The following is a 24,445-nucleotide window of genomic DNA, read 5'->3' as shown; positions in this document are numbered from 1 at the left end:
CTGGGTTAATAAAGAGAGTCAGGCAGCCTGAACTGGCTGAACAGACCACCGGCGAACGGGTTATGGCTCGCGTCGGTATAAACGCGATAGGTCATCGCCCCTCGCTCCAGCGAGAAGCGCACGTCAAAGGTGTTGTCGTTTACCTGCGTCAGTTGGTCGTTGTTGATCAGACGGAACATCGCCCATGGGCCGCTAAAGCTCAGGCTGCGCGGCGAACGCTCCCGATCGTCCGGCACCAGCGTCAATTTGCTTTCGGCGCCGTCGCGCATGCTGTTCGGCCACACCAGCGGGGTTTTCTGGCGACGGCCGTGGCTGTATTCCAGCAGCTGTCCGTCCAGATTCAGTACGCTGCGGCGTTTATTGGCCGTCAGCTCCAGCGGCTCCACCACGAAATGCACTTCCAGACCGCCCTGCGCGTTGAACAGGGTTTGACGGATACGTTCGGCGCGCTCCAGCTGTTTCGCCAGCTCCGTCGGCAACGGCGAGGCGGTTTCACCCTCCAGCACGCCGCTTTCCATCATCGACCTGAGGTTGGTCTGATAGAAGCTGTCCAGCGTACCGCCGGTCATAAAGAACCGTTCCATTTCAGACAGCGGAACGTCCTTGTCGGACGAGGGATTGAACGGATAGCGATCCGCCAGCTTCTCGTTGAACGGCGTCACCACTTTGTTCAACCATTCCTGATTCAGCGACGACATCGCCAGACCGGTCACCAGACCGGCGCTTTCCCCCGCCAGTTGACCGACCCAGCGATCCAACGGCGCGGGAAGGCCGCGGGCGTATTGCTGCAAGGCGAATACCGGATCGGCAAATTTATTGCCCTGCCGAATCTGCACCGCTTTCAGCGCCGCCTGCCCCGGATCGGTCGCATTCACAATCTGGTCAAGATAGTGGTAGAGATCGGCCAGCTTTTGATTGACCTCCTGCACCAGCGGTCCCTGCTCTTCCCGGCCGCTCAGCGCGGCATTAATCGTCATAAACGGGCGGCCGATACGCGTGTTGATGCCCTGTGCCGTATCGTTATCCTCTTCCGTCAATTTACGAATGCGGGTGTTGTCGCTCACCGTGGTCAGCACCCGCTGGAAAGGCTGGTCGTTGCCGGTAATGTCGGTCAATACATCCAGCGCCTGCTCAGGCGTGTCGAGGGTCTGCACATCGATATTGGCCACCACCTTCTGCCACTGATTGATGTAGTCCGTGATGTAACGGTCGTTCACCTGGCGCAAAATTTCCCGGCGATCGGCCTCGCTGAATTGCGCGCGCTCGCGCTGGCCCAACACCCAGGCATCCAGCGCCGTCAGCTCCAGCAGCGCCTTATCCTGTTTGAGGTAATAATCGCTGAAGCCGGGATAGGTCAGCAGCCGCGGCACGCTGCCGGCCTTGTCGCTGCGCAGGGAAAATACCGGGTCGAAAGTCGGTCCGACCTCGTCGCGGATGGCTAAATCCGGCGGCAGCACCTGCGTCGCCTTCATCACCAGGCTCTGGTAGACACGCTGGTACATCGGCAGTTTACTCAGTTCCCGCTGCGCGCCGGCGATGGGTTCGCTGAACGGGGCAAACGTCTCGATCGCCGCCGCGTCCTTCCGCTCGCGGGCCTGATGCCAGTCGGTATGGTCGAGGGCGTAGTCAAGGTGCTGCATCAGCTGTTCCTGCACCTGGCCTTGTGCGGGAAACGCCCGCTGCCAGCGCTGCGCCATAAACTGTTCCACCAACGCCTTGTTACGCCCGGACGCGTCATCCAGCATGCGCATGACGCGCAGAATCGTCAGCTTTTGCTCACTGTTGCCCGGGGCCTGATGCAGATCCTCCAGCAGCCCCTGCATCACCGCCGGCAAGAAGCGCTGGTTGAGCATTTGCAGGTAGGTGCCTTCCACGTAAGGCCCGATCTTGTTGCCCTGATAGAGACCGAGATCGGCCAGCAGCGGAGTACGCTCATGATAATTACCGAACGATAAGGTGGCATCGCGGATCAGGTTGAGACGGGGCAACTGCTGATAGCCAAAGCCCGGTTGCCCTTCCAGTTCGTTGGTGCCGATAAAGGCCTGCGCCTTGGTCAGCACATTCCGGCCCGCCTCTTCATTGACGCGGTAAAAATGATGCCAGCCGCCAATCAGCGCCAGACCGGCCGCCGCCATGCAGCCGATCCCGATGCTGAGCCGGCGCCGGCGGTAAAGACTGTGCAAACGGTTTTCACCCGCCAGACTGGCTTCCGGGAAAATAACCTCCGGAAACAGGCGCTGCACGAAAAAGGTGGTGGATTCACCGCGCATGGCGGCGTTGACCGGTTCCGGCAATTGATAACGTCGGGATGCCGACTGGGCGAACGCATCGAAGGGAACGCCCTGCTGATAGACGGAGCTGGCGTAAACGCCGCGCACCATAAAGGAACGATCTTCTCCGCTCGCCAGCGTTTCGGTCAGCACATCCACCACGTAATCCTTCAGCCCGGCCAGTTGGCGAACAAAGGCGAACAGGGTGTTGCGCACGCCGCCGTCAGACTGAGCCAGCAACATTTCCGGCAGATTGTCGTTCAGATGGGTGACCCACTGGTCCCAGAAGTTTTCCAGTTCCTCCAGCCAACCTTTGCCATCGCCGGCCTGGGGGGTAAAGGTCACCCCCAGCACCGCCTGACGCGCCTCCCGGTTCAACAGGCCATACACCCGGTCGAATCCGCTCAGCATATCCAGCCGGGTCAGCATGACATACAGCGGCAGGCGGGTGTTGAGGTTCAGCGCCACCTCCTGTAAGCGAGTCCGCATCACCTGGGCATAGGCTTTGCGTTCCGCGACGCCCGCCTGCGCCAGCCACGCAATATCCAGCGTCAGCACCAGGCCGTTAAGCGGCTGGCGGCGGCGATTCTGGCTCAGCCAGCGCAACAGATGTTGCCACTGCCGGGCGTAGCGATGCCCTAAAGCATCGGCATCCAGTTCGGGCTGAGCAAGCAGTTGACCGTTCGGATCCCAGATCACCGCCGACTCCCCGACCCAGCAGCCAACCTGCTGGCCGCCGGCGAATTCACGCAGTTCCGCATCCAGCTTCGGATTGAGTTTATTCGCCGGATTGGCCCGGTGAATCAGGCTGCTTTTGCCGCTGCCCGCCAACCCGATAGTCAAATACCACGGCATGGCGTAGAGGGCCCTCTTGCCGAACTGGGCTTGAAATGCCGCCAGCCAGCGATCGAGAAAGGCTTGCTGGCTATCGAGATAAACCTGCTGCGGATCCTGTTCGATAAGCTGCCGTTCATCACGCTCGGCGCGTAATTGCCGCACGCGGCGCCATATGCGCCAGGCGCTATAGGCGAAGGCCAGCCACAGCCAAATCAGGGTGAATATCACCCGCGCCCAGACGCTATGCAACGGACGCAGATCGCCAAGCGTCAACCGCGGCCCCAGCCACCAGGCCAGCACCAGCGCCGCCACCCACAGTATCGCGCCCAGCAGCGGCCAGGAAGGTTTCAATTTCGGCAGCTGCTGCCGCAGAAAGGTAACGATTGTTTTAAACATAAGTGACCATTCACTCCGAATGTCTTATTTTTTGCGGGAAGCGGCCAGCCGTTGCAAACGGTCGACCATTCCCGGTTCCCACTGCATCAGGCCCAGTTGCTGGCTTTCCTGCCACAGGCGTTGATAGTGCTGCGCCGCCAGCGCTTTCATGCCGTCCTCGGCCAGCAAATCCGCCAGCACCAGTTCGGCATAAAAACGCTCGCGAGGCTCCTTCAGGCTGCGCATGCGCTCATCCAGCAACGCCAGCGCCGCCGCCATTCCCTGTTCGCTCCGGCAGGCGGCGGCCTCCGTCGCCAGATCGCCCTGCCGTTCGCTTCCCCCGCGCGCCGCCGGAAGCGAGCTCAGCCACTGATTGCATTTGGCCGTCAGAAATGGCGAGCCATCGCTGAAGGTCAGTTCGCGCAGCTCCGGCAGGCGGTTGAGAAAGGCCGACAGTTCTTCCGCGATGGCGCCGGCGACCGGCGCATGCCCCAGCCGGGTCGCGACGGCGGCCGACAGCATGTGACCGTCAAACCAGTAGGGAGCCAGCATCAGGCTTTGCTCAATGCGTTCCCACAGCGCCAAATCCGCTTGCCCCAGCGCGCTGTAATATTCATCCGCCCGATCGGGCGAGACCGGGGCCAACTGCGTTTTATTACCGCGCGAAGCGATGGGCGGCGTAGTGATGCCCGACCAGACGGCGTGACGGCGCAAGCGATAACCCACCGGGGCATCCGGCTGACGCTCCACCAGCACCGCCGCCACATTCAGCTGGGTCTGCCGCCAGCTACGCTCATCGGAAGTATTCACCTCCAGCGCGCCGGCCGGCGACGATGCCGCCTCGCTGCCGGCGCTGGCTATTTCCGCCGCCCCGCCACGGCCGGCGGAAGAGGATTTGGCGGCCCGTTCCGCCTGCTCCTGCGCCTGGTGGCGCTGCCGGGCGCGGTTGATTCCCTGTAGCAGTTCGTCGGTCAGCGCGGCCTTGTCCGCCGCCAGATGGCGCCAGCGATGCGCCAACTGCTCCGCCAGTTGCTGCAGCTGGTTCAGTTCCGCACCTGAAGCGCTCTCCGCCGTGCGCGGCATAACGCTCTCGAAACGCCGGACGATTTGTTGCATCAACCTCTGCTTCTGCAGCGGGCTGGCCGGCCAGGCCTGTTCCCAGTAGGCCGCCAGCCAGCTATCCAGCAGCATCAGCGCGGTGGCGAAGGGCGTGGCTTTGGCCGGATGCTGCAAACAGCGCAGCAGCTGAACCAACACCCGCATATCTTTGGTGCTGCTTTCCAACAGCGTCAGGCAGTGGCCGGCCACCGCATTGAGATCCACCTGGCTGTGAGCCAGCGAACCGAGCTTCACCAGTTCGGTTTCCACCTTCTCCCACAGCGGATCGTCCGCCGCCACGGCGGCGCGCAGCGCCTCGTCGGGCAGCGGCGTCAGCAGGCGTTTACACCAGGGATGCGCATGCATGGTTATTCCCCCTACCACCGGCACTGCTGACGCAGCGGCGTCAGCGCCTCGCCCAGCCCCGCGAGGTCAATGCGCAACGCATTACCCTGCGCGTCGCTCAACGCCAGTTCACGGTGGCCGACCCAACGTTTTAGGGCTTCAATGGCCGGCAGGCCGCGGCTAAACTCCAGCAGCAAACCGCGATTGCGCACAAACCAGTTGTCCGACGCCGTCACGCCGTCCAACAGGGCCGAGACGGTTTCCCCCGCCCATGGCCGCCCGAGGGTCAGCCTTACATGGGTGATATTGCTGGCGCAGCCGATCACCAGCACATTGCCGTCCGCCAGGAGGCGCGTCAGCGTCAGGTCGCCGCTGCCGGCCTCACGTCCGAGCTGGAAGGCGCCGCCCGCCGTCGCCGCCTTGCCGTCGGGCGGAGAAATGACGCCGGAACGCCCGGCCTCCCGGCTCAGGGCGTCATAGCAGGCCAGCCGGAGCGCCGGCGAGGTTTCAGCGCGGCACTGCTCCCACAGTCGCTGCCAGGCGGGATCGGGCGAGCCTGTCGCCGCCAGCAGCAGAGGAACCATCGTCAGGAACATCAGTTCACCTCCAGCTTCTGGCATTTGTGATCGAGCGTACGTTTAGCAATATTGAGACTCTCCGCCACCAGCAGACGGTTGCCCTGAAACTGGCGCAGGCGCGCCTCAATAACCGCGGCTTCATATTGCTGCGTGGCGATACGCAAATCGTGAATATGCTGAAAATCATCGTTGGCCGCCGCCGGTCCGCCGCCGATGCGCTCGCGCAGCTCCGGCGGTAAGGAAGCCAGGCCCAGGGATTCGCCGTCCGGCGTATGGGCGCAGGCCACCTCCAGCAGATTTCTGAGTTCCCGCACGTTGCCGGGAAAGTCATAGCCCACCAGCTGTTTGAGGAAAGTCCGCTGCAAAGATCCCACGCTTTTCTGCTGCTGGCGGGCAAACTGATCGATAAAGTGCTCACATAACAGGCGGATATCATCCGGACGTTCGCGCAGCGGCGCCACCAGCAACAGACACTGACAAAGCCGGTGATAGAGGTCCTGACGAAAAACGCCCTCGGCAACCCGCTGTTCCAGCGGCTGATGCGTGGCGGCGATAATTCTGAAATCGGAATGATTTTCCTTGTCGGCCCCCAACGGCCGGAAGCTGTGGTTTTCCAGCACCCGCAAGAGCTTGGCCTGCATAGGCTGCGGCATGTCGCCCACTTCATCCAGAAACAGCGTGCCGCCGTTAGCCTGCGCCACCAGCCCGACCTTGTTGCTTTGCGCGCCGGAAAACGCCCCTTTCTGATAACCGAACAGTTCGCTTTCGATCAGATTATCCGGGATGGCCGCGCAATTAATGGCGACAAACGGCTTCTCCGCACGGTCGGAGCACTGGTGCAGCAAACGCGCCACCACCTCCTTGCCCGAACCGGTTTCCCCCTGAATCAGCACCGCAAGCCGGTGACCGGCCGCCTGGTAAATCTGCTGATGCAGTTCCCTGATGACCACAGACTGGCCAATCAGCGTTTCCTCGACCCGCTTTTCCCGTTCGCGCCGGTATGCGCCTTCATCTTTAATCTGGCGCAGCGAATGCCGCAGCGCGGTCTGCTCCCGCCGGATACGCCCCAAATCGCGCAGCAACGTGAGCTGGCGGCAAAACACCTGCGCCAGACGCGCGCAGTCGCCGCTTTGATGCACGTCCCGCAGCCGATCCGGCGTGTCCAGCAGCGCCAGAACCGCCAGCGGTTTGCCGTCGTCCGCCAGCAGCGGCAATGCGTGCAGCCCGCAGGCGGTTCCCGCCGCCGCCAGAATGCGGCGAAATTCGCGATGTTCGATTCGGGCGCCGCCATACAGCGAATCCCAGGTGCGCACCTGATTTTTATGCAGCGCATAAGCCAAGGGATGGCTGAAATCATCCACCCCCAACTCCAGCGCGACCGGCGCGTTATGCACCCGTCCAAGGCAGGTCAATTGACGACCGCTGACATCCACCATGCCCAGCAATATCCCCTGCGGCCGCCAGGCATGTTGCAGCGTATCGAGCAGCCAGTCGCACAGACCGGGCTCATCACGCTGGCGGGTGAGCGTCAGCGCCAGTTCGAGGGCATATTGCATACTCAGCCCTCCACCTCGGTCTGGAACTGGCCTTCTGCTACGCGGAAATGAATACGACCGACCGGCTGCCCAGACGCCATGCGTTGCAGCAGCTGGAGCGATACCGGCGGCAATAGCGCGCCGTCGATAACCGACTCCAGCATCCGCGCGCCGTTTTCACTCCGGTTGGCCAGGCGCAGAATCTCCTCCGGCACCGCGTCGTCAATAACCACCTCGGCGCCGAAGCGCTGCTGCAGCAGAGAAACCAGGCGGGAGAGTTTGCCCTGCACGATGGCCACCATGGTGTCGTGATCCAGCGGCAGGTAAGGGATCACCTCCATTCGGGCCAGCAGCGCGGGTTTGAAAAACGCCGCCAGCTCCGGATAGAGCGCATCGAGCAGCGCCTGCTGATGCCCGGCATAGCTGACGATAGTCTGGAAGCCTAGGTTGGAGGTGAGGAAAAACACCACGTTGCGGCAGTCGATGACCCGGCCTTCGCCATCCGCCAGCTCGCCTTTGTCAAACGCCTGATAAAACAGGTTGAGCACGTCGGGATGCGCCTTTTCCACCTCGTCCAGCAGTACCACCGAATAAGGTTTCTGACGGATGGCTTCAGTCAGTACGCCGCCCTCGCCGAAGCCGACGTAGCCCGGCGGCGAACCGATCAGGCGCGATAGCGTATGTTTTTCCTGATATTCGGACATATTGATGGTGGTCAGATAGTTACGGCCGCCGAACATCAGGTCGGCAATCTGCACCACGGTTTCGGTTTTGCCGACGCCGCTCGGTCCCACCAGCAGGAAAGCCCCCAGCGGACGACCGGGACGACGCAGATCCGCCCGCGCGGTCAGCAGGTGTTTGTGCAGGTGCGCAATCGCCAGCGTCTGGCCTTTGATGGTTTCGCCCAGGTAGGACGGCAGGTGGGTGACCACGTCCATCTCCCCCTGAGAAATCCGCTTCAGCGGCACGCCCGTCCACTCGGCAATCACCGCCGCAATCTGGCTTTTATCCACGTGGGGAGACACCAGCACCGCCGACTGCTGGAGCGATTCCAGCTGCCGCTCGCAGGCGGCCAGTTCCGCGGCCGCCGCGGCGACATCAAAATCATCAGGCCGTTGGTCGTCCAGCAATGCGGTACGCAGTTCAATTACCCGCCGTACCTGCGTTTGCTGCTGTTGCCAGTCCGCTTCCAGGCGCGCTAATTCCGCCGCGCCCGCCTCACGCTCGCCGCGCAGCGCCGCCAGCCTTTCCGCCGTCTCCCCCAGCCCGATACGACCCTGACGTTCAAGCTGAACGATTTCCATCTCCTGCTGGCGTAAACGGGTCTGCAACTGGCTGACCGCGCGCGGCGGCGTCGTCAGATTGATCGCCACCCGGGCGCTGGCGGTGTCCAGCACGTCAATCGCCTTATCGGGTAACTGGCGACCGGAAATATAGCGGGCGGAGAGTTGCGCCGCCGCCTGAAGCGCCTCTTCATCGATCAGTACGCCGTGCGCCTTTTCATAAATGCCGCGCAGCCCGCGCAGAATGACCGTCGCCTCTTCCGCGTTCGGCTCCCCGACCTTGACCAGTTGGAAACGACGGGACAGCGCCGCGTCTTTTTCCACATATTTTTTGTATTCGCTCCAGGTTGTCGCGGCAATAGTTCGCAACTCCCCGCGCGCCAGCGCCGGCTTGAGCAAATTGGAAACATCCAGCCCGCCGGCCTGATTACCGGCGCCGATCAGGGTATGCGCCTCATCAATAAACAGGATCACCGGACGGGGCGCGCTCTTCACTTCCTGCATCACGCCTTTGAAGCGCTTTTCAAACTCCCCCTTGACCGACGCGCCGGCCTGCATCGCCCCCAAATCAAGCGTCAGCAGTTCCACCTCGCGCAGCCTTTCCGGCACCAGGCCGGCGACGATGCGCAGCGCCAGCCCCTCAATCAGCGCACTTTTGCCGACGCCGGCCTCGCCGACCACAATCGGATTATTTTTACGGCGGCGGGAGAGAATATCGATCATCAGATCGATTTCATGGTCGCGGCACAGCACCGGATCGAGCTGCCCCTGGCGCGCGGCTTCGGTCACGTTCTGGGTATAGCGGGAAAGCTGGGTGCCGATCGCGGCGGCTTGATCTTGCGCGGCCGGCTGGGCGAGCGCCGTCTCGGTTTCCACCGAATCTTTCACCCACTCGTCAAACTGCTGGCGCAGCAGTTCGCGATTGATTTGCGCCAGCGGGCGTGATGCCGGGGCCGATAAATAGCGGTTCGGCGTCATCAGCAATACCAGCAGCAGCACGCCGCTGCGCAGGCGCGGGTGTTGAAATTCGGCGGAAGCCAGCAGCCAGCTGTCTTGCAGCCATTCCACCAGCAGGGGGGAAAACGCCGGATAACCCGCCTCAAAACCTTTGTCCACCGCGGAGGGCGGCAGCAGCGAAGAGAGCTCGTCGATCTCCACCCCGGCGCGTTTCAGGATCTGCCGCACGTCGCTGAGCGGCGTCTCCAGCATTTTCAGCAACAGGTGTTCAATACGGATTTCCGCCCCCTGACATTGAATACAGAGCGCCGCCGCCTCTTCCAGCATATGGCGGCACACCGGGTTGAGTCGCTCAACCAGCGTCGGCAGTTCAATTCGAATCATGGGATAGGCTCCTGTTATTGTAATAATTCGCCCAGTTGACGCAGTACGTCCTGGGTCTGATGGGTAAGCTGGTAGCGATACAGGCCGAATGCGGCGGCCAATACCGCGCACATGCCGATAAACAGGCTGCGCAGCGAAAGCTGTCGGCGCAGTTGGTAGCGCGCGGCCTGCCGGCCCAGATTGAGATGGAACGCCACCGGCGGATTAGCGGGTTCAGGACGCAGCGTGCCGTGCAGGCGGCGCACCACGCGCTCCAGCTCTTCATGCCCCTGCGTCATCACCCGGTAGCGTCCTTCAAAGCCCAGACACAGGCACAGATAGATAAACTCCAGAATGTCGCGGTAGCGCGCCGGGTCCTCCAACAGCTTCTCCAGCAACACAAAAACCTTCTCCCCGCCCCAGGTTTCGTTGTGGAAACGGGTTAACAGCGAATGCGCCGACCACATGCTCTGGCCGCCCCATTCCCGCTCCATCACGGCTTCATCAATAAAGGTGCAAAGGATGTAGCGGAACGACAGGATCACGCCATTGTCATAACCATGGGAATGCAATTCCTGCTCAATCGCCTGAATTTCCGATACCACTCGCTGATAGAGATCCGCCACGTCCTCATAGGCGGACAGCTGACGTACCCGGTTCACCATGCCCAACAGCGGCGTCACCGCATCTATCATCGGGTTGATGCTGTGCCCGCGCAGACGGAACCAGTAGTCGGAATCCATATCCAGCTGCCGGGCGTGGTCGTAAAGCAGGTCGCCCAGCCGATCGTTTTTAATCACCTCGATGCTCATCTCTTCCTCCCGTTACGACTGGCTGCGGATAGCCCAGAGCTGCATATCCAGCTCCGGGAACTCGCCGGCGATATGGAATGCCAGCGTGTTGCCGGACACCAGCGTTCTCCAGGCCGGGCTTTGACGATCGAGCTGGAAATAGCTGTAGCCGGCGTGATAAGGCAGTTGGCGCGGCGCGACCGGCAGCGGCAACAGCGGTACGCCGGGCAACTGCAGGCTGATCAGTTCGCGAATCTTGTCGCTGGAGGCAATCTTGGTTTGCTGCAACAGCTGTTTACGCAGGTGCTCCTGCGGCATGCGCGCCCGAACCGCCAGCACGAACTCGGCGCCGGTCATCAGTTCGGCATCGCCGACCATGGCGACCATCACGCCATAAGCCTGTTTCTTCAGTTGGATGGAGACGGCGCGCGGCGACAGTACCGTGCTCAGCGCCTGGCGCAGCGCCATCATCAGCGGCTCAAAACTGGCCTGCTGGTGTTCATGCCGATAAGCCGGAAACTCCGGCGGCAGCCGTGATTCATCGGTAAACGTCATCAGTTCGCCACACAGCTCCACCAGCGCTTCGTGCAGCCTCTCGGGATGCAGCGTGCCCAGGCGCGCCAGATGGGAAAGTTTGGGCTGCGCGCGATTGAGCAGTTGCAGCATCATAAACTCGGCCACATCCGCCACGCCCTGCTGTCCCGGCGCCGCAATACGCTGGGCCAGACTGCGGGCCCGCTCGGCGACCAGCCCGGCGGACTCCCCCAGAAAACGCTTCAGGGTGGCAATCGCCGTCACGCTGATGCTGCACGGCATAAAGTTGGCATCCAGCACCAGCCCGCCGTCCGGCCGCTTATCCAGAATGTTGGCGATCGCCAGCGAGGCGTAGGCGCTGCGATCCTCACGATCGAGCATCAGCCGCAAACTGACTTTGCCTACCTCCATCGACACCACATCGCCGCCTTCGCTGTGCAGGTCGCGCACATCATGCCGCTGCGACTGCAAACGACTGGCGATACCTTGCCCCGCTTGCCCGACTTCGCTCACGCCGTTCACCGCCAGCGGCAGGGCCAGATAGACTTTCTGGTTTGCCAGCGCCACATCGGTGATTTCCAGCGGCTGCGGCAACGCATCGTCGCCGGGAATATTGAACACCGTGCCGTCCGGCATCACCCCGGTGGCGTGGTCCAACGCAATACGGCCAAAATTGAGGTACTCCTCATTGATCGCCAGCGACTGCAAGCCGTAGAAATAGTCGCTAAGCGCGCTGAGACGGGCATGAAGCGCATAGTCCGTATGTCTTTGCTGCTGCTGAAAGTGTTGCGGCTTGATAAACAGCCCTTCCCGCCAGATAACCCGATTTCGGCTCGACATAATTATTCTTCTTCTTGGTCTTTTTTGATTTCAACTTCATCCCGGCGCAAATGCACCAGGATCTGGTAGGTTCGTCCGGTGTTTTTCAGCTTGATCACCTTGCGCCACTCGGCGCTCTCCGGGTCGGCATAACGGGCGATCACCCCGAGGTAACGGACGTTTTCATCCAGCGCCTCCGGCGGCAGATATTTGAACTGCCCCGGCAACAACGTGTAGTCCTGATGGCTGAGGTAGTTTTTGGCTAACGCCTTTTCGATATCCGTCGTCACCTGGTCGTAGTCGGTGGCCAGCAGGCGGGAATCCTCCGCCAGCATCACCAGTTGAAATTCGACGGGCGCGGCTTCCCCGCTTTCATTGGGATTGGCGTCCGGCTCCGCCAGCAGACTGAACCCCACCGTGGAAGGCTGGCGATCGTTGCTGCCGACCTGGATATCCGGGTTCGCCGCCACCTTGGCCATCTTGCCCAGCGTGGTACACCCCGGCAGCAGCAATATCAGGACGCATAGCCACAGGCCCCTAAGCATTATTGCGGCTCCTGTTGCCGGCGCACCGCGTGGTCGTACGCCTGGGCGTACACCTGGTGGAACAGCTTCTGAAAACCTTGCTGGCGCGGCGAAGTCAGTTCCCGGTAATAGTGCTGATACATTCGCCACGCCCAGCCATCATCGGCGGCCTGCAGCTCGCCGCTGCGGCGATAGTGCTCAAAGCGATTGAGCAACGCCGCCGGAGAAAACGCCTGAAGAATGCTTTCCAGCGCCACGGCGATAGCCTGTTGATTCGCCAGATGATGCACGCGCACGTTATTCAGCGCTTCTTCCACCGCCGCCGGCGCGGAGAGATGTACCGGGCTTTTATCTTCGGCGAACAGCAGCGACAGCGTATCCGCATAATCCAGCCCCAGGCGCAGCGGGTTATCCTCAATCGGGCGCAGATGGGTATCCGCCAGCGCCGCCTGCCCGGTTTGCAGCGCCAGTAAACCTTCCACCACCGCCCGCAGGCTTTTCCCCATGTCTTCCAGCACTTCGCGCAGCCGCGCTTCATCCCCGGCCTGAAGCGAGATCCCCAGACCGCGCATCAGCGGAGCCAGCGCGGCGCTGTCGAGGTAGCCGTCCTGACCCGGCGCCGCGTGCGAGCCGGCAATGGTCGGTAATTCCACAAATTTTTGATCCATGTTGTCCTCAGCGGCAGAAAGAGAAGAAAGCGATGTCGACAGCGGCTCATCCGCCGGTTCATTGTCTGACGTCAGCAGAGCGTGGCGCTGCTCCTGTTGCAGCGCCCACAGCGGGTCGTTGAGTACCGCCTGCGTGGCGGCGTTTGCGGCGGGCCGGCCGTTTTCCTCTTCGCTCAGCCACCCGCCCAGCATATCGTCGGGGCGTTGCCCCAAAACCTGATCGATATCCGGCTCCGTAGCCGGATCGCCGAAATAAACCCCCAGCCGAAAAGGACCGATCGTCAGTTCATCGCCGTGCGAAAGCATGACCTTCCGCTCCCGCCCAATCGGCGACAGCGCCCCGTTGATAAACGACTGCCCGCTCAGATCACACAGGCAGAAACGGCCATCCAGCATTTCAATGCGCGCATGTTGCGGCAGCACGGCGCCAAGCCGGTCCCGCAGTTGCCAGCGATCGTTTTCCGACGCGCCCAGCGTGCCGCCGCGCTGATCAAACTGATGCTGCACCTGAGAGTTGATATCCAGTTGTTCACTGTTGAGAACAACCAGCGTAAGGGGATTGGTCACGTTCACAATTACTCCTGCACACAAATCGTTACATAGGGGTCGGCCGGTGGCTGGCCGAGAAAACTGCTCCATCCCAGACAGCCGCTCTGCTCGCTTCCCAGACTCAAACCTTGCGCCTCGCCGGCGGCAAAACCGAGGCGTAGATCCCAGGCCAGCTGGTCGCGCAGGATGAACGAGACGAAACGGACCAGCGGCTGAAAGTGCTCGCCATTAGGCAAAAAGCCGAGGAAACGGCTAAAACTGAGATCGCCCACCTTAAGCAGGAATTTACCTGCGCAGTCATTCACCTTGTCGCCGATGACAAAATCCCCGCCCAGCGCCATATTGGCGCCGCCCAGACGGTTCTGTTGCCCCGTATGGATCGGCACCCGACGGTGCTGCCAGGCAATGACCGCCACGTCGTCCAGGTCGAAGCAGTGGCTCACCAGTCCCGCCACCACTTCCGGGGAGCGGCTGGGGCTGGCCAGCAGGCCGGCATAGGAAAGCATCTTGGCGCGATTGACCGGCAGGCTGTCGCGTACCGCGTCGTTCCCCAATCCCACCAGGGCAAACATCAGCCGGGAGAAACCATCTTCCCCCTCATTCTGAAAACGAACGTGATAACGATATTTACGCCAGGCGCGGTGCAGCAGCGTCAGCAGGCGATGATGAAAAAAATCGAGAAAGACGCCCAGTTTTTGCTCGCCCTGCGCGTACTCCCAGGCCAGTTCCTCCAGGTAATAACCAGGCATCGGCGACTGGCTGCCGTGCAGCCCCAGAAAGGCGACTTCCAGCTCCTGCCGCCCCTCGCCGTCATTCCCCACCCGCAGCACATCGCCGGGATGAAAACCTATCGAGGCCGTCGAGCGGAAACGCAAACGCTCCCGATCGGGATGAAAATCCAGCGCCTGCTCCAGATCGACCCCTTCCAGCTGATTAAGCAGCTCCACCAGTTGGAAAAAGTTGAAGCGGGAGGCATCCCGCCGGAACGTCACATCATCGAGTGTTGACCTATCTGCACCGGCCATCGGTAGCGCTCCTTGTTATCGATGTTGACCACCTCCAGCAGGTGGAAAGCGTTGACGCTGGCGTACAGCGAGAAGAAATGCGCCAGCACCGTACTGAACAGATACAGTTCGCCTTCACTTGAGAAGGCGGACTGCCGCACCGACAGCACCGATTTCAAACCGCGAACCGGCATCCCCCGCACCAGCCGGTCAATGGGCGTCGTCTCGATGGACTCGATGCCCGCCAGCCGTTTGCGCGACGCCTGCTCCGCTTGCTTGTCATGCAAGGCCGGGAAATCGTAGGTACGTAAAATCTGCACCAGCGCATCGCGGCGCAGCAGGGAAACATAGTTCAACGACAGGTTGGAAATCAGCGTCCAGTGCAGGCTGCCGTCCATCGCCGGCCGCAGCGGGCGCGTCGGCCGGGTCAGGTTGCGGAAGGTGGCGAATGACGGAGAGCTCCCCGTCGGCACGCAGATCGCCCCGACGGGCAACTGCGCGGCGCGGGAACGGTTGGTGCAGGTCATGGTGACGGAAATGGACTCGTCCAGCTCAATCACCTCGCGTTCATCTCCGCGCACAAAGGAGAGCAGGTGTTCAAAACCGTCCCCGCTGACGGCCTCTCGTACCCGGATGCGGTAATAAAGCGCCAGCCGTCCTTTCGCCCGCTCAATCTGATGCTGGAAGCTTTCGAAGGGCTGGTAGACGCGCGGAATACCGCGTGACCGCCCCGCACTCCCCTCCACCCAGCCTTCCACCTTATCAACGGAAAAAATCTCAAACCCCTCGGCATGACGGTAACTGGCTTTCAACGGATAGTCGGTCTGACGGCCATTAAGATTGATCGGCTCGCCGTCATGACGAAATAGATTGATGGCCGGAACGCAGTTGAGCATGAACGAATCCGGCCGAATTTTCAGCTCTGCCGGCAGCGGCCGGTCAAAACAGAAATGAAGGCGAAAGTCGGTTACCGTCAACGGCAAATCAGGCCATGCCGCGCCGGAAAGTTGAAAGAACAGGAAGCTTTCGGGAAAACAAAAATACTCCTGCAAAATGCGGTAGCCCGAGTAAACGTTGCCGGGATACGGCAGCAGCGCATCCTCACGCTCGAACCCGACCGTTTTCAGCACGCCGGCCTCCTGGCGGAAGCGTTTACCCGCCACTTCCAGCTCAATGTGCGACAGCTGGCTGGCGATCCAGAAATACAGTTCGTAGGCGGTGTAGGTATCGCCGCCGAGATAGAAACGCAGCTTGTCGAGTTGCAGGGAACCCAGCGACAGCGGGCCGTGCAGCCCGATATCCAGCGTAATGGTCGAGAGATCGTTACCGCTTTGTACATTGATCCGCCGGATATCCGCCGGATAGATCCAGGCATCGTGACAGGTCTGAAAATGGCACACCACCTCGTCAACCGGCAGACTATCCAGCTCGCAGCCGCGAGCGACAAACGCGGGCTGAACAATGGCGCCGGGCAGCACCGAAAACTGCATAATCGTCATACTCGGCACCGGACGCAGGTAGTTGGGCCACAGCATGCCCAGCAGGCCGTGCGTCAGTTCCGGAAATTCATCCTCGATCTTCGCCCGCAGGCTCCCGGTCAAAAAGGCGAACCCTTCCAGCAGCCGCTCAACGTCCGGATCGGTGGTCTGTTCCGACAAAAATCGAGTCAGCTCAGGGTGCGCTCTGGCGAATTCGCGCCCTTGCAGGCGCAAATAGGTCAGTTCATCGCGGAAAAAATGTTCCAGTGGCATAATCAGATCATTCTGTAATGGCGGTGGCTATCCATATGGATATTGAAGGAGGCGACCTGCTCCAGTTCTTCCAGCCTGACGTGGGCGGTGACCTGAAACGACATCTCCAGCGGATTGGACAGATAGTCCGACGCACTGACGTCCACATGGACAATCCGCGGTTCAAAGCGGCAGATGCACTGCCGGATCGCCTCGCGGATTTTCCCCCTGATATCCGCGCCGCCCTGGGTGGCGTCATTGAAATCAATCACGCCAAGCTCCGGTGCGCTGCGACAATTTCCAGGCCGGGTATTGAGCACGTTGTCCAGTTGACGCTTAACGGAGGCAATCAGCGCTTCCACATCCGCTTCGGGGGAAGTGCGCGGTTGCTCTTCCCCTCGGATACGATCGAACAGGCTGGCCGCGGTTCCTCTTTCCCAGGCTGAAAGCGACGGCATCCGTCTTATTCCTTATCCAAACGCCCTACCAGCGACAGTTCAAAGTTCGCCCCCATGTATTTGAAGTGCGGACGAACCGCCATGGTGACCTGATACCAACCCGGTTCGCCTTCCACATCCAGCACCTTGATCTGCGCGGCGCGCAGCGGACGGCGGCTGCGAACGTCCGCCGGCGGGTTTTCCTGATCGGCAACGTACTGTTTAATCCAGGAATTGAGCTCACGTTCAAGGTCCTGACGCTCTTTCCACGACCCAATCTGTTCACGCTGCAATACTTTGATGTAGTGAGCCAGACGGTTGATGATGAACATGTACGGCAGTTGCGTACCCAGCTTGTAGTTGGTCTCCGCCTCTTTACCCTCTTTGGTGTTCGGGAACACCTTGGGTTTCTGTACCGAGTTGGCGGAGAAGAATGCGGCATTGTCGCTGTCTTTACGCATCGTCAGCGTGATAAAGCCCTCTTCGGCCATTTCGTACTCGCGACGATCGGTGATCAGCACTTCGGTCGGGATCTTGGCCTGAAGCTGCCCCATCGCCTCATAAACATGCACCGGCAGGTCGTTGATGGCGCCGCCGCTCTGCGGGCCGATGATGTTCGGACACCAGCGATATTTGGCAAAGCTGTCCGTCAGCGCGGAACCCATCAGATAGGCGGTATTGCCCCACAGGTAGTGCTCATGGTTGGAACTGATATCTTCCTTGTAATTGAAGCCCTTGATCGGGTTTTCAACCGGGTCGTAAGGCAGACGCGCCAGAAAGCGCGGCGCCGTCAGCCCCAGGTAGCGAGCGTCTTCCGATTCGCGCAGCGAACGCCATTTGGTGTAGCTCGGTCCTTCAAACACCGACTTCAAGTCTTTAATGGAGGGCAGATCGGTAAAGCTGTCCACCCCGAAGAATGTCGGCGCAACGGAGGAGATAAACGGTGCATGGGCCATTGCCCCCACCGCGCTGACATACTGCATCAGCTTGATATCCGGAGAGCTCTGCGTCATGGCATAGTCGCCGATAACTCCGCCGATGGGCTGGCCGCCAAACTGTCCGTAACCGCTGGAGTAAACGTGTTTGTAGAAACCGGACTGGGTGATTTCAGGGGCAAACTCGAAATCCTCCAGCAGTTCCTCCTTGGTGGCGTGCAACACTAATATCTTGATGTTTTCACGAAAATCGGTGCGATCGATCATCAGTTTCAGAGAGCGCCAGGAGGACTCCAGTTCCTGAAGCTCCTGAGCGTGCAGGATAACGTCAATCTGCTTGCTCAGTTTCTTGTCCAGTTCGACGATCATGCTGTCTACCAGTGCTTTATTCACCGGCTCCGCCGCGTTGCCGCTATCAAGGATATTGGCAACCAGCGCGGCGATCCCCTGTTTGGCTACGCTGTACCCTTCATCCACCGGGGTAATGCGCGCCTGCGCCATAATCTCGTCAAGCAGCGACCCGGAGGCGGCGGCCGCCCCGGCCGGCGCCTGTTCTTCAACTATCGACATATTTGTTTCCCTATCTCGTCAGTAACCATCAATTATTCGGCGGGTTTTACCAGATCCAGCTCTTTGAGCAGTTGCTCCCTGGCCTCTTCGCTGGACAACAGATCCTGCAAACGATTACGGAAGGAAGGAATATTGCCGAGCGGTCCTTTCAGCGCCACCAGCGCCTCGCGCAGTTCCAACAACTTGCGTAATTCGGGCACCTGCTGGGCGATGCGGTCGGGGGAGAAATCATTCAGCGAAGCGATATTCAGCGTTACCGGAAGATCGTCCTGGCTGTCCTCTTCAAGGCGATTGGGAACGCTGAAATTCAACGCCAAATTGGCCTCTTTCATCACTGAGGTAAAATTATTCTTGTCGATTGATACCGTCTGGCGCTCTTCAATAGGCGTTTCCTCTGTGCGTCCTTTCATATTCCCCACAACCATCAGCGTCAGCGGCAGCTCTATTTCCGCTTGCTGACCGCCCGTGGCCGGGACATATTTGATATTAATACGTTCCTTTGGTGCGACAGACGCACCGTCAGTTCCTTTTGCCATATATCTATACCAACGTAAGGGCGCTCTGGCCCGGAGAAATAAAGTCGATACCGATCGAACCCCCGCCAAAATAAATAAAGGCGGAATATTCGATCAACAAATAGGCTATTTGCTTATTCGACCAGCGAGATAAAAGAAATAAAATACGCATTATCAATATGCGAACGCACTAAAACGTTATTAAACCGTATATAAAATAAGCGCCAATAAGAAAAAGAAACACCAAATCAAAAAGAGAGGTAAAACCTGTATATTTAAGTTGAATCATACACACAACGCCGACAAACGGTCAACGCCCGGCACGTCAGGCGAACAATTAAGGCAATAAACAATAAAGACAAATAAAAACAAACAATTAAAATAAAACCCTCAACGAGGAAGTATAAAAAATAGCTATAGTCAGCATACTTTCCCTTCAGTTTTAATCAAACAAAAAACGATATGTTTTGTGCCTTTTAATTTCATTAAAGAAAAAATAGTTAACTTGCTAATTAACTCATCATCAAATATCAATTATTAAATTTACCTTTGTTTGTTTTTTTAATCCTATTTTTTTAGTTTTGTCAGAATAAATAACCAACGTGTTATCTGGCATTCCGCTTGCTAAAGAAACGCCGAAAGGGATCATTGCGACAATTACCTCATCCCTAACAAAAACTTTTAGATTTTTATATTGTGCGTATGACTTAAATCGAAATAGCTGACCGCCCACAGCATATTGTGGGGGAAATGTTAAAATGAAGCACGTAAGTTAACGAAGCGTTATCCAGCTTCGGGTAGAAAATCGACCAGATAGCGGACAAATAGCCAGCAATCAGACCCAGGTCGAAATCTCATACAAATATCGTGAAATAATTTTCCAGAATAGTGATCTATACCCTAAATAATTCGAGTTGCAGGAAGGCGGCAAGGGAAGGACAAATTCGTCGGGAGCGAATTTGACCAGCCAAGGGCTGGCCTCCGGTGAGAGACAGGAAGTCTCTCATTTAATCCCGATGAGCTTACTAAAGTAAGTGATTCGGGTGACTGACAAATCTGCCTGGAGCAGATTTGAACGCTGCTTGCAGCGGCCCCAACGGGGCGAGGCCCAGGGAGGGGCCGAGTAATGCAGCCAACGCATCTGCAGCTTGAAGTATGACGGGTATAGTATGCATAACACACAGCAGCGCCAGCCAGGCCGTTTATCTCGCGGATTTCTCAAACGTCACTTTTGCGCCCTGTGTTTTAGCCGGTACTCCCTGATAAAACCCTGCGGCCGGTAGATCAGCATGACGATAAGGCCCAGCCCGATAAGCATCAGGCGCAGCGAGGCCAGTTGGCTTGGCGTAAGCCAGGAGACGTAATCATTGAGAAAGCGCGTGCCTTCCAGCAGCAAAATGACGGTGGCCGAACTCAGCAGGACGCCGACATTGCTGCCGCGCCCGCCGATGATCACCGCCATAAAGGCATAGGCGGTGATCGCCGGACCAAACTGGGTAGGGTCGATATATTGATAATAAAAAGCATGAAAACAGCCGGCGACGCCGATAGCGCCGCCTCCCAGGGCGAACAGACGTAACCGGAAGGAGAGAACGCTCTTGCCCAGCGTTGCGACCACCAGCGGATCGTCGCGCAGCGCCCGGGCGGTCCGGCCGAGCGGAGCCCGCGCCACGCCTTCATACAGCAAAAATATCGCCGCCAGCGCCCCCAGGACCACCAGCAAAAAAGCGCCGTCTCCGCCAATCAGGCGCGGTATGCCGGATATCCCCAGACTTCCCCGGGTAAGCCACTCTTCATGGACGATCGCCAGTTTGAGACTTTCGGCAAAGCCGAGCGTGACTATCGCCAGGTAGTCATCCGACAGGCGAAGCGAGATAAGGCTCACCAGCGCGCTGGCCAGGGCGGTGATCAGCACCGCCGCCAGCATGGCAAGCCAGGGATCCCAATGCCACTGCACGGTTAATTGCCCGCAGAGATAAGCGGCCAGCATATAAAAACCAAACAGCCCGAAGTTGACCAGGCCGGATAATCCCCATTGCATATTGAGCGCCAGGCCGACAATGGCGGAGATCGCCACCAGCACCAGAATAGAAAACAGATAAGCAGTCATTTTTTCACCCACTGGACGCCTAACAGGCCGGACGGTTTTAGCATCAGCAACAGGCTGAGCACCAGAAAAGCCACCAAGGTGCGGTAGTGAGGCGGCAATATTATCGTCGACAGTTCGCTCAGCATCCCCATAATCAGCGCGCCCGCAATGGCCCCCAGCGGATTACTCAGGCCGCCCAGAATGGCGGCGGCAAACACCGGCAGCACATAGTTCCACCCCATCAGGGGGTCCAGCGTCGAATCCAACCCGATAAGCATGCCGGCGATGGCCGACAGCGCGCCGGATAAAATCCAGGTCATCGATACCACCCGCTGATGGGATATACCGCGCGTCGCCGCCAGATCCGGGTTATCAGCCACCGCCCGCATGGCGCGGCCCAGCCGCGTATAATGGAAGATCAGGCCTATCAGCGCCAGACAGCCGAAACTGATGCCGGCGGTCAACAGTTGCTCATGATTAATGCGCAGGCCGCCCCACAGCAAGGGACGGGCGACCTCCACCGCGTAGCCGACCGGGGTGCCGCCGGCGAAAAAACGCACCAGATTTTCCAGAGTCAATGCCACGCCCATTGACGCCACCAGCAGCGTAATGCTGGATCGTCCGAGCAGACGGCGATAGACCAGCAGGTCGATCGCCACCGCCAACAGCGCCGCCAGCACGGTGCCGAGCAGGCAGGCAAGCGGCAGGCTGAGACCGAATAGCGTATTGCACCAATAAATCAGATAGGCGCCGGCGGTGACCATGGCTCCGATGGCAAAGTTGGCGAAGCGCAGTACGCTGAAGGTCAAGGAGAGAGCCAATGCGGGCAAGGCAACCAATACGCCGGTCACCGCCCCGTTAAATAACAGTTGCATCATTGCGCGTGGCCCAAAAAAAGAGCGTGTAAGTGTGCGTTCCGCGCCAGCTCGGCCGCCGGCGCCAGCAGTTTTACCTGACCGGCGACCAGCACCAGGCCGGTATCCGCCACGGAAAGGCCGAGTTTGACATTCTGCTCAATCATCAGCAGCGTAATACCGCTGCCGCGTATTCGCGCGATACTCTCGAACAATAGCCCGGCATTGCGCGGCGACAACCCGGCCGAGGGTTCATCAAGCACCAGAAGCGACGGCTCCAGCATCAGGGCCGACGCCATCGCCACCATTTGCCGCTGTCCGCCGCTCAGCAAGCCGGTGGTTTTACCCAGATGAGGGCGCAGCTCGGGAAAAAGATCCAACGCCTGTTCCATTCTGGCCCGCAGGGTTTTGGCGGATTGTTTGCGGTGCGCGAACTCGCCGCTGGTGCGCAGATTGTCGCTGATGTTCATATTGGGAAAGATATTTTTTTCTTGCGGAACATAGGCCAGACCCAGCCGGGCGCGCTGTGGCGCCCGGCTGGCGGTAATGTCGCGGCCGTCCAGTTCAATTCGGCCGTCGGAGACCGCCAGCAGCCCCGCCAGCGTTTTCAGCAAGGTGGACTTGCCGGAACCATTCGGTCCGATGATGGTTAGCGCCCCTCCCGCCGGGACGGCGAGATCGATGCCATGGAGAATATTTTTCCCATGATAACCGGCATACAGCCGTTCGACTTTTAATGCGGTTGCCATAGTTACCCCCCCAGATATGCCTGCTGCACGCGACGATCGGCGGCAATGGTCTCGAAGCTGCCCTGAGTCAGCACCCGCCCTTCGGCCAATACGTAAACCGTATCGCACAGCGCCGCCATCAACGCCATATTGTGCTCGACCACGGCAAAGGTTTTGCCCTGCGCGCGCAGCGCGAGGATGAAAGCGGCCAGCTCATCGATCGTTGCCGGATTCACGCCGGCGGCCGGTTCATCCAGCAGGATCACCGCGGGATCGCTCATCAGCGCCCGGCATAGCTCCAGCAGCTTTTTTTGTCCTCCGGACAGGCTGCCGGCCGGCTCATTGCGCAGCCCGCGCAAATGAACGCGCTCCAATAAATCCAGGGCCTTGTCGATCGCCGCCTGTTCCGCACGCTTTGCGTCTTTAGGGGTCAGGAAGATGCGCCATAGGGCATCGCCCGGCTGACGCGGGGCGGCCAGCAATAAATTCTCCAGCAGCGTGAGGCTATCAAGCTCGCGGGAAAGCTGGAATGTACGGCTAATACCCAGCGCGGCGCGCCGGTGTATGGCCAGCCGGGTGATATCTCGCTCGCCCCAACACACCTGACCGGCGTCCGGCGTCAGGGCGCCGGCCAAAATATTAAACAACGTGGTTTTACCCGCGCCGTTTGGGCCGACAATCCCGGTGATCCGGCCCGGCTCCACCACCAGCGAGGCTTGTTGCAGCGCCGCCACCCCGCCAAAGGCGTGGGAAACATTACGGGCGGTGAGCCGGTAACCGGCGGGCACACTTTGCGACGCCGACATCATTTCAAAACATCCACCTGCTGGTTAACCCCATCGCGAATAATGAAATGACCGTATAAGCGGTTGAGCTGGTCGCCGGTGGGGGTAAAGGTAAACTGGGAGCCCGCGCCGCTATAGGCGATGTTTTTACCGGCGCGCAGCGCGTTAAGCCCCGCGACCGGGCTTTCGACTTTCTCGCCCGGACCGTTGACGACATCCGGTATTGAGCGGGTAAATACCCGCGGATCCGCGCTGCCGGATTTTTCAATCGCCAGGGCCAGAACGGAGATTTCATCCCATACGTTAGACGGAAAGATCGCCAGCGTATTGGGGGAGATACCCGCCTTTTCGGCAAAAATATGATAGGCGGCGGAATCTTGCGGTGGAATGGATTGGATATGGTGAATCCCCTCCGCTACCGCTTTGCCGACGTTTTTGACAAAGGCGCCTTCGGCGTCCGCCGCCGAAGAATTGGCGTAGAGGGTACTGTTAAAGCCGCTGCGGTATATTTCCCGCGCAATGGCGGATAAGTCCGGCAGGTAGCTGGGGACAAAAACGGCGTCCGGTTTTTGGGCAAAGGCTTTCTCCACTTCCGCCCGATAGGAGGGCTGGCCGGGATTGTAATAAACGGTATCCAGAACGCGCCCGCCGGCAGCGGTAAACTCCTGGATAAAAGGATCGACCATGCTCAGGGTAAACGGAGTTTGCAGCACCAGCAGGGATGCGGTTTGCGCCCCGTCTTTAACGGCGGCGCGGGCGAACGCCTTGCCCCAGTCCCGGCCGGTGGCCTGGAAGCGCCACACCAGCCCCTGGTTATCCCCCTGGGTGATCTCATCACCGGAGCCGGTGACCAGTAGCGGGATGCCTTTTTCAATGGTCAAGGGTTTCACGGCCATGGCCACGGCGCTGCTCCATAGCCCGACGATGGCGGAAACGCGGGAGACATCGATTAATTTTCGCGCCGCCGCGACGCCCGCCGTAGGGTTGCTTTCATCGTCGGCAACGATAATTTCGATCTTGCGTCCGTTCAGCACGCCGCCCGCGTCCTGATTGATAAATTCGGCGGCTTGCGCGGCGGCGGCCGCCATGCCGGCGCCATAGGCGCCGCCTCCGCCGCTTAGCGGCACCAAGACGCCGATACGAATCGGTTCCGCCGCCTGCGCCCCGGCCATATGGCAGAACGCCAGTACGGCCGCAAGGGATAGCGCGAAACGCCGGATAACGCCGAACAGCTTATGACCAGCCAAGGTGAATAAAAACCTCATGAACCAC

General features: G+C 59.7%; 19 protein-coding genes. All 19 read right to left on the bottom strand.

Annotation, left to right across the window (positions count from 1 at the left end):
* Window positions 1–5: 5 nt before the first annotated feature.
* On the bottom strand, window positions 6–3,503 hold the full coding sequence (tssM, locus tag EH206_RS04985) for a type VI secretion system membrane subunit TssM (protein ID WP_009111721.1): 3,498 nt from the start codon (window positions 3,501–3,503) through the stop codon (window positions 6–8).
* 24 nt (window positions 3,504–3,527) lie between these two features.
* On the bottom strand, window positions 3,528–4,946 hold the full coding sequence (gene tssA / locus EH206_RS04980; protein ID WP_009111720.1) for a type VI secretion system protein TssA: 1,419 nt from the start codon (window positions 4,944–4,946) through the stop codon (window positions 3,528–3,530).
* Between the two features lie 11 nt (window positions 4,947–4,957).
* Window positions 4,958–5,521: a type VI secretion system-associated protein VasI gene (gene vasI, locus EH206_RS04975; protein ID WP_009111719.1), complete on the bottom strand. Its 564-nt coding sequence runs from the start codon at window positions 5,519–5,521 to the stop codon at window positions 4,958–4,960.
* A complete protein-coding gene (locus EH206_RS04970) occupies window positions 5,521–7,059 on the bottom strand; it encodes a sigma-54 interaction domain-containing protein (RefSeq protein ID WP_009111718.1) in 1,539 nt (512 codons plus the stop codon). Before EH206_RS04970 ends, vasI begins: the two co-directional genes overlap by 1 nt.
* 2 nt (window positions 7,060–7,061) lie before the next feature.
* Window positions 7,062–9,662, bottom strand: coding sequence for a type VI secretion system ATPase TssH (tssH, locus tag EH206_RS04965; protein ID WP_009111717.1), 2,601 nt, complete (start codon window positions 9,660–9,662; stop codon window positions 7,062–7,064).
* A 14-nt stretch (window positions 9,663–9,676) separates the two neighbouring features.
* A complete protein-coding gene (icmH, locus tag EH206_RS04960; RefSeq protein ID WP_009111716.1) occupies window positions 9,677–10,453 on the bottom strand; it encodes a type IVB secretion system protein IcmH/DotU in 777 nt (258 codons plus the stop codon).
* A 12-nt stretch (window positions 10,454–10,465) separates the two neighbouring features.
* Entirely contained in the window at window positions 10,466–11,806 is a 1,341-nt protein-coding gene (tssK, locus tag EH206_RS04955; protein WP_009111715.1) for a type VI secretion system baseplate subunit TssK, read from the bottom strand.
* A gap of 2 nt (window positions 11,807–11,808) precedes the next feature.
* Complete coding sequence (gene tssJ, locus EH206_RS04950) at window positions 11,809–12,330, bottom strand: type VI secretion system lipoprotein TssJ (RefSeq protein WP_009111714.1); 522 nt, start codon at window positions 12,328–12,330, stop codon at window positions 11,809–11,811.
* The gene (tagH, locus tag EH206_RS04945; protein ID WP_009111713.1) at window positions 12,330–13,550 is read right to left on the bottom strand and encodes a type VI secretion system-associated FHA domain protein TagH; all 1,221 of its coding nucleotides are present in this window, start codon (window positions 13,548–13,550) and stop codon (window positions 12,330–12,332) included. The genes tssJ and tagH overlap by 1 nt, the downstream gene beginning before the upstream one ends.
* 2 nt (window positions 13,551–13,552) lie before the next feature.
* A complete protein-coding gene (gene tssG / locus EH206_RS04940) occupies window positions 13,553–14,551 on the bottom strand; it encodes a type VI secretion system baseplate subunit TssG (RefSeq protein WP_009111712.1) in 999 nt (332 codons plus the stop codon).
* Window positions 14,515–16,281, bottom strand: a complete 1,767-nt coding sequence (gene tssF, locus EH206_RS04935) for a type VI secretion system baseplate subunit TssF (protein ID WP_009111711.1) — start codon at window positions 16,279–16,281, stop codon at window positions 14,515–14,517. Before tssF ends, tssG begins: the two co-directional genes overlap by 37 nt.
* A 2-nt stretch (window positions 16,282–16,283) precedes the next feature.
* A complete protein-coding gene (gene tssE / locus EH206_RS04930) occupies window positions 16,284–16,718 on the bottom strand; it encodes a type VI secretion system baseplate subunit TssE (RefSeq protein ID WP_009111710.1) in 435 nt (144 codons plus the stop codon).
* Window positions 16,719–16,723: 5 nt separating this feature from the next.
* Complete coding sequence (gene tssC, locus EH206_RS04925; protein WP_009111709.1) at window positions 16,724–18,202, bottom strand: type VI secretion system contractile sheath large subunit; 1,479 nt, start codon at window positions 18,200–18,202, stop codon at window positions 16,724–16,726.
* Between the two features lie 32 nt (window positions 18,203–18,234).
* Window positions 18,235–18,738, bottom strand: coding sequence for a type VI secretion system contractile sheath small subunit (gene tssB / locus EH206_RS04920; RefSeq protein WP_009111708.1), 504 nt, complete (start codon window positions 18,736–18,738; stop codon window positions 18,235–18,237).
* A gap of 1,204 nt (window positions 18,739–19,942) precedes the next feature.
* Window positions 19,943–20,827, bottom strand: coding sequence for a branched-chain amino acid ABC transporter permease (locus EH206_RS04915; protein ID WP_009111707.1), 885 nt, complete (start codon window positions 20,825–20,827; stop codon window positions 19,943–19,945).
* A complete protein-coding gene (locus tag EH206_RS04910) occupies window positions 20,824–21,684 on the bottom strand; it encodes a branched-chain amino acid ABC transporter permease (RefSeq protein ID WP_009111706.1) in 861 nt (286 codons plus the stop codon). The genes EH206_RS04915 and EH206_RS04910 overlap by 4 nt, the downstream gene beginning before the upstream one ends.
* Complete coding sequence (locus EH206_RS04905) at window positions 21,681–22,409, bottom strand: ABC transporter ATP-binding protein (protein ID WP_009111705.1); 729 nt, start codon at window positions 22,407–22,409, stop codon at window positions 21,681–21,683. The genes EH206_RS04910 and EH206_RS04905 overlap by 4 nt, the downstream gene beginning before the upstream one ends.
* 2 nt (window positions 22,410–22,411) lie before the next feature.
* Window positions 22,412–23,197, bottom strand: a complete 786-nt coding sequence (locus EH206_RS04900; protein ID WP_009111704.1) for an ABC transporter ATP-binding protein — start codon at window positions 23,195–23,197, stop codon at window positions 22,412–22,414.
* The gene (locus EH206_RS04895; protein WP_009111703.1) at window positions 23,194–24,438 is read right to left on the bottom strand and encodes an ABC transporter substrate-binding protein; all 1,245 of its coding nucleotides are present in this window, start codon (window positions 24,436–24,438) and stop codon (window positions 23,194–23,196) included. Before EH206_RS04895 ends, EH206_RS04900 begins: the two co-directional genes overlap by 4 nt.
* Window positions 24,439–24,445 lie beyond the last annotated feature (7 nt).

The sequence above is a fragment of the Brenneria nigrifluens DSM 30175 = ATCC 13028 genome (genome assembly GCF_005484965.1).
Taxonomy (GTDB): Bacteria; Pseudomonadota; Gammaproteobacteria; order Enterobacterales; family Enterobacteriaceae; genus Brenneria; species Brenneria nigrifluens.
Note: the sequence above shows the minus strand (reverse complement) of the source record. Positions and strands in the feature narration are given on the sequence as shown.